A 6,029-nucleotide genomic window follows, 5' to 3' on the forward strand; every position below is an offset into this window, starting at 1 on the left:
TTTTAAAATTTAAAGGCGATGTGAGGCGATGAAAGATTTTTTTTATGAGATGATCGTAAAAAGCGCGAATGCGAGCGAGCTTTTCAAGAGCTTCGCGTTCGAGCTCGGCGTTACCTGCGTCGAAGAACGCGGCGAGCGTTTCATAATCCGCGACGAAGAGGATCCGCAAAATTTAAAATTTGCGTTTGAGGAGTTTAAAAAGGCGCTCGCGCGATCTCTCAATTTAGACGCCGATCTGCAGATCGAAATTTCAAAAAAGCAAAACAAAGATTGGCTAGACGAATATAAAAAAAGCGTCGCGCCCGTGGCGGTCGGTAAATTTTACGTCCGTCCGAGCTGGTGCGAAAGATCGCAAGATTGCGCGCTAATCGATCTGCTGATCGATCCCGCTCTAGCGTTCGGTTCAGGTCATCACGAAAGCACTAATATGTGCCTGGCGCTACTTAGCGAGCTCGCTTGCGCGGGCATGAGCGCGCTTGACGTGGGCTGCGGCAGCGGAATTTTAAGTATCGCGATGAAAAAACTGGGCGCAAAGGTAAGCGCCTGCGATACCGACGAGCAGGCGGTGGCCGCTACGCAGCAAAACGCCGAGAAAAACGGCGTGCAGATCGATAAAATTTGGCTCGGCAGCGTTTCAAGCTTGGGCGAGCAGGCGTCTAGTTTAAGCGAGCAAGGCTCAAGCGAAAGCGCGCAGCCGCAGTTTGATCTCGTCGTCGCAAATATAATCGCCGACGTGATTTTGATCCTAAGCGCAGATCTGAAAAAAGCGCTGAAACAGGGCGGCAAGCTCGTGCTGTCGGGAATTTTAGAAAAATATAAAGATAGGATCGAGCAAGCCTTTTCGGATCTAAATTTCGTGCAGATGAAAAAGCAAAACGAATGGCTTAGCTTCGTTTATGAAAGGAAAATATGAATAACAACCCAAATAATCAACCCCCTCAAAACGGCGGCGGAAACAATTTTTTCAATAAAAATCCGATCGGCGTTTTTATAATTTTCGCGCTTATTTTGATAGTGGTGTTTAAAGCGATATCCCCAAGCGGCGGCTTTGATAGCGGTGGAGTACTCGGCTCCGTTTCAGGCGAGAGCAGAAACGTAACTTACTCCGAGCTAAAATCGCAAATCAAAAACTCCCAAGTAAGCATGGTTTCCATTGGAAGTTCCACGATTAAAGCACAAGTCGGCAACGTAATCTACACCGCCAAGCGCGTGGATGATCCCGAGCTAGTTCAAATTTTAGAATCGCGCAAAATTCCATACGGTGCGTATAACGAGAGCAATTTTTTGACCGATCTGCTCTTTAGCTGGGTCTTGCCGCTCGTGATTTTCTTTGGAATTTGGATGTTTTTAGCCAACCGTATGCAGCGCAATATGGGCGGCGGCGTGCTCGGCATCGGAAGCTCTAAAAACCTGGTAAGCGCCGAAAAGCCGAAGGTTAGATTTAGCGATGTCGCGGGCGTCGAAGAGGCGAAAGAGGAGGTTAAAGAGATCGTAGATTTCTTAAAAAACCCCGAGCGATACATTAGCCTCGGGGCTAAAATTCCAAAAGGCGTGCTTTTAGTGGGTCCTCCGGGCACGGGCAAGACGCTACTAGCCAAGGCGGTTGCGGGCGAAGCGGACGTGCCGTTTTTTTCGGTATCGGGCTCCAGCTTCATCGAGATGTTCGTAGGCGTGGGCGCTAGCAGGGTGCGCGATCTATTTGATAACGCTAAAAAGCAGGCTCCGGCGATCGTTTTCATAGACGAGATCGATGCGATCGGCAAAAGCAGAACCGCAGGCGGTATCGGCGGAGGCAACGACGAGCGCGAGCAGACGCTAAATCAGCTGCTTGCCGAGATGGACGGCTTCGGCTCGGAATCAAGCCCGGTAATCGTCCTTGCGGCTACCAACCGCCCAGAGACGCTGGATGCGGCGCTTCTGCGTCCAGGCAGATTCGATAGGCAGGTTCTAGTTGATAGACCTGATTTCGACGGCAGAATGGCGATTTTGAAGGTGCATATGCGCGACGTTAAATTTGCCCGCGACATCGATATCGAAGAGATCGCGCGCCTTACCGTGGGCTTTGCGGGAGCCGATCTTGCAAACATCATCAACGAAGCTGCGCTTTTAGCGGGTCGCGAGGCAAAGGCGGAGGTCGAGCAAAAAGACCTGCTCGAAGCGATCGAGCGCGTCGGTATCGGACTGGCTAAAAAATCGCGCCGCGTAAGCCCGATCGAAAAGCGGATCGTCGCCTACCACGAAAGCGGCCATGCGCTTATCGCCGAGCTTACCAAAGGCGCGATGCCCGTATCTAAAGTAACTATCGTACCGCGCGGATTGAGCGCTGCGGGATACACGCTAAATTCTCCGTTTGAAAATAGATACCTGCACCAGCGCCATGAAATTTTTGCCGAGATCGATACGTTTTTGGCGGGACGCGCGGCGGAGGACGTGTTTTTAGGCGAGATCACCGACGGCGCGGGCAACGACCTACAGCGCGCTACCGATATGCTTAAATTCATGGCTACTCAAGTCGGAATGACCGATGCGCTCGGGCTTGCGGTGCTAGAAAAGCAGCAGTATTCCTTCCTAAACGGCGGACAGAGCATCAAGGATTACAGCGAGGTAACGGCGGTTAAGATCGACGAATATGTCCGCAAGACGCTGGATGAGCGCTATGCGGCGGTGAAAGAGACGCTAAGGACCTATGCTCCGGCGATCGAGGAGATGGTAAAGGCGCTGTATGAGAAGGAGACGGTCTCTGGCGAGCAGATCGTAGAGATCATCTCTAAATTTGAAAAAGATAACGGCATGCCTACCCGGCTGGTGCGAAATTTAGGCGCTAACGACGATATCGAAAGCGCAAAGAGTGAGGCTTAAATTTAAAGCCTCGCGCAGAGCAGAAACTTAGGGCTAAATTTTAAGACGATCGCGCTAAAATGCTTTACGCGCGATCCACGGCACCGAATGAAAAGCGGTGTAAAAATAAAATTTTAAAGAGTGAGAGATGGAAGAGGAAAAGGGAAAACTAATCTACATATTGCCGAATTTTTTTACGGCGGCAAGCGTATTTTTGGCGGTCATCAGCATAATTTCTACGATCAAAGGCAACTTCAGCGCCGCGATCTTTTATATCATTTTATCCTTGATCTGCGACGGGCTTGACGGCCGCGTGGCGAGGCTAACGCATGCGACATCGAAATTCGGCGTAGAATTCGACAGTCTTGCGGATATCGTGGCTTTCGGCGTTGCGCCGGCGCTGCTGTTTTATTGCGCGGTCGGGCACGATTACGGTAAGGTAGGCTCGCTCGTAGCCGCGCTTTACGTGGTCTTCGGCGCGATCAGGCTGGCGCGATTCAACGTCACCACGGGCACCTACGAGCCTAGCGTTTTTATCGGGCTGCCGATTCCGACGGCTGCGATTACGATGGCGTTTTGGATTGGAATTTATCTAAAATATGAGCTCTCCAAAGGATTTGGAGTATTTTTGATCATCGCAATGGCGGCGCTATCGTTTTTGATGGTAAGCAACATCCGCTTTCCGAGCTTTAAAAAGATCAGCCTAAAGCGCCCCAATGCTATTAAAATTTTAGTGCTTCTAATCGTCGTATTTTTCTCGCTTTTATATCTTTTCAAGCTGGAATTCCCGGCGGTGCTTACTTTAGTTTATATCGTTTACGGTTTGGTTCGCGGAGCTTTAAATTTAAGCGCGGCTAAATTTCATAAAAAAGACAAACCCGAGGAAACGGCGAAGTAATCTCAAATATGTTTATCACCGCGATTGTTTTTAAGCTTGCGCGGCTATAATTTTGCCAAATTTTAACGCTTTGAAAGGATTTTTAATGGACAAAAATAAAATCATAATCTTCGATACTACGCTTCGTGACGGCGAGCAAAGCCCCGGAGCGTCGATGAATACGGACGAAAAGATCCATCTTGCGTTGCAGCTTGAAAAGCTGGGCGTAGATGTTATCGAGGCGGGTTTTGCGGCGGCGAGCCCAGGGGACTTTGACGCGATAGAAAAGATCGCCGGCGCCGTTAGCAAGGCTCGCGTATGCTCTCTTGCGCGCGCTTTAGAAAAGGACATCAAGGCCGCGGGTGAAGCGATAAAGGGCGCGAAGCTCGGACGCATCCACACCTTCATCGCTACAAGCCCTATTCATATGGAATTTAAACTAAAAATGCAGCCGCAAGAGGTCATAAAGCGCGCCGTAGAGTCTGTGCAATACGCCAAAAGCCTATGCGATGACGTGGAGTTTAGTTGCGAGGATGCGTGCAGAAGCGATATGGGTTTTTTAAAAGAGATCTGCGACGCCGCGATAAGCGCAGGGGCCTCCACCATAAATATCCCCGATACGGTGGGCTATCTCTATCCGGATGAGATCACTGCGCGCATAGGCGAGATCGTTAAGCTTATCGGCGAGCGCGCCGTAGTTTCGGTACACAACCACAATGATTTGGGAATGGCTACCGTAAATTCCTTGGCTGCTATTTTGGCGGGAGCCAGACAGGTCGAGTGCACGATAAACGGTATCGGCGAGCGCGCGGGCAACGCGGCGCTAGAGGAGATCGTAATGGCGATCAAGACGCGCACAGATAAATTTGCGCCGCTTTATACCGATATAAATTTGAAAGAGATTTATCCATCCAGCCGCCTAGTCGCGAGCATCACCGGTATCGAGCCGCAACCTAATAAGGCGATCGTGGGCAAAAACGCCTTCGCGCATGAAAGCGGCATCCACCAAGACGGCGTGCTAAAACACAAAGAAACTTACGAGATCATGCACGCCGAGGATATCGGGCTTGATAAAAACTCGCTCGTGCTGGGCAAACATAGCGGCCGTCACGCCTTTAAGGACAAACTGGTATCTTTGGGCTATGAGCTTAGTAACGAGCAGATTGAGATCGCGTTTAATAAATTTAAAGCGCTCGCAGATAGCAAAAAGGACGTTTTCGACGAGGATATTAGAGAGCTTGTAAACGACGAGTTTGTGGGAGCCGAAAAGACCTATGAAGTACTAGTTTTAAGCTCCAATAGCTGCAACAAAGGACACGCTAGCACCGCGCTTACGCTAAGGTATAAGGATGAAATTTTAAGCGATAGCGCGCTTGGAAACGGCGGCGTGGATGCGATATTTAAGGCGATAGATCGTATTAGCGGTATCAGCGGTAGCTTGAAAGAGTATCAAGTAAAAGCGGTCTCGCAGGGCAAAGACGCGCTGGCGAAAGTAACCGTTAAGGTGGAATTTGTGGGCGAGGGCGCCATCATCGGCAGAGGACTTGACGTAGATACGATGCTAGCGTCTGCGAAGGCCTACGTTGCGGCGCTAAATACGTATCTGGACGCTAAGCGTTAGATTGCTTGGCGGGATTTGTTAAATTTAACTCAAATTCCGCCAGATTAAACAAATCAAAAGCAAAATTTTAATAATATTTCATACTTAAAACGTTGGAGTAGGGGGTATTGAGCCGAAACTCGTTTTAAAATTTATTTATGGAGACTTTTATGAAAAAAGTTCTTGTATTGTTATTTGCGCTTTGCGGCGCGGCTTTCGCTAGCGAGCAGCTAAGCGCTTACACTCAGATCGTTTCTTTTTCTGCAATTACCGTTGCAGTCGTTTTAGGTCTAGCCGCTTTGGGTGGCGCGTTGGGTATGGGAAATGCCGCTAGTGCGACGCTTAACGGCATCGCTAGAAATCCGAGCGTAGCTAGCAAGCTATCGAATACGATGTATATTTCGCTAGCGATGATCGAAGCGCAGGTTATCTATGCATTAGTTATTTCATTTATCTTGCTTTTCGTAAATCCTTTTTTGACAGCGGGTTTAAAGGCTGCTGCAAATTAATTCTAAGCCCGAGAAATCGGGCTTTAAACTTATATATAATTCAAGGCTTAAGACAAGCTTTAAAATTTATGCGACCGTGGTGGAATTGGTAGACACGCTATCTTGAGGGGGTAGTGCCGCAAGGTGTACGAGTTCAAATCTCGTCGGTCGCACCATCTATTAAAATTTTCCATATTTTTTAGTTTTTTTGAATTTTTAAATAATT

Annotated in this window: 5 protein-coding genes and 1 tRNA gene; all 6 read left to right on the forward strand. The window is 48.9% G+C overall.

Annotated features, from left to right (window positions below):
* Positions 1 to 28 precede the first annotated feature (28 nt).
* The 6 genes from Q0620_RS07565 (at position 29) to Q0620_RS07590 (ending at position 5,979) form a co-directional block, all read left to right on the forward strand.
* Positions 29 to 913, forward strand: coding sequence for a 50S ribosomal protein L11 methyltransferase (locus Q0620_RS07565; protein WP_298784205.1), 885 nt, complete (start codon positions 29 to 31; stop codon positions 911 to 913).
* Positions 910 to 2,859: an ATP-dependent zinc metalloprotease FtsH gene (gene ftsH / locus Q0620_RS07570; protein ID WP_298784207.1), complete on the forward strand. Its 1,950-nt coding sequence runs from the start codon at positions 910 to 912 to the stop codon at positions 2,857 to 2,859. The genes Q0620_RS07565 and ftsH overlap by 4 nt, the downstream gene beginning before the upstream one ends.
* Positions 2,860 to 2,986: 127 nt before the next feature.
* Positions 2,987 to 3,736 carry a CDP-diacylglycerol--serine O-phosphatidyltransferase gene (gene pssA / locus Q0620_RS07575; protein WP_298784209.1) on the forward strand — a complete coding sequence of 250 codons (750 nt, stop codon included), beginning with the start codon at positions 2,987 to 2,989 and terminating at the stop codon, positions 3,734 to 3,736.
* Between the two features lie 85 nt (positions 3,737 to 3,821).
* Positions 3,822 to 5,336: a 2-isopropylmalate synthase gene (locus Q0620_RS07580; RefSeq protein ID WP_298784211.1), complete on the forward strand. Its 1,515-nt coding sequence runs from the start codon at positions 3,822 to 3,824 to the stop codon at positions 5,334 to 5,336.
* 149 nt (positions 5,337 to 5,485) lie between these two features.
* The gene (atpE, locus tag Q0620_RS07585) at positions 5,486 to 5,824 is read left to right on the forward strand and encodes an ATP synthase F0 subunit C (RefSeq protein WP_177386747.1); all 339 of its coding nucleotides are present in this window, start codon (positions 5,486 to 5,488) and stop codon (positions 5,822 to 5,824) included.
* A 70-nt stretch (positions 5,825 to 5,894) separates the two neighbouring features.
* Positions 5,895 to 5,979: transfer RNA gene (locus Q0620_RS07590), tRNA-Leu, on the forward strand.
* Positions 5,980 to 6,029: the final 50 nt, after the last annotated feature.

The sequence above is a fragment of the uncultured Campylobacter sp. genome, from assembly GCF_938017615.1.
Classification (GTDB): domain Bacteria; phylum Campylobacterota; class Campylobacteria; order Campylobacterales; family Campylobacteraceae; genus Campylobacter_B.

Coding starts and splice junctions, on each gene's coding strand:
- Q0620_RS07565 (WP_298784205.1), top strand. CDS start 29: ATGAAAGATTTTTTTTATGAGATGATCGTAAAAAGCGCGAATGCGAGC.
- ftsH (WP_298784207.1), top strand. CDS start 910: ATGAATAACAACCCAAATAATCAACCCCCTCAAAACGGCGGCGGAAAC.
- pssA (WP_298784209.1), top strand. CDS start 2,987: ATGGAAGAGGAAAAGGGAAAACTAATCTACATATTGCCGAATTTTTTT.
- Q0620_RS07580 (WP_298784211.1), top strand. CDS start 3,822: ATGGACAAAAATAAAATCATAATCTTCGATACTACGCTTCGTGACGGC.
- atpE (WP_177386747.1), top strand. CDS start 5,486: ATGAAAAAAGTTCTTGTATTGTTATTTGCGCTTTGCGGCGCGGCTTTC.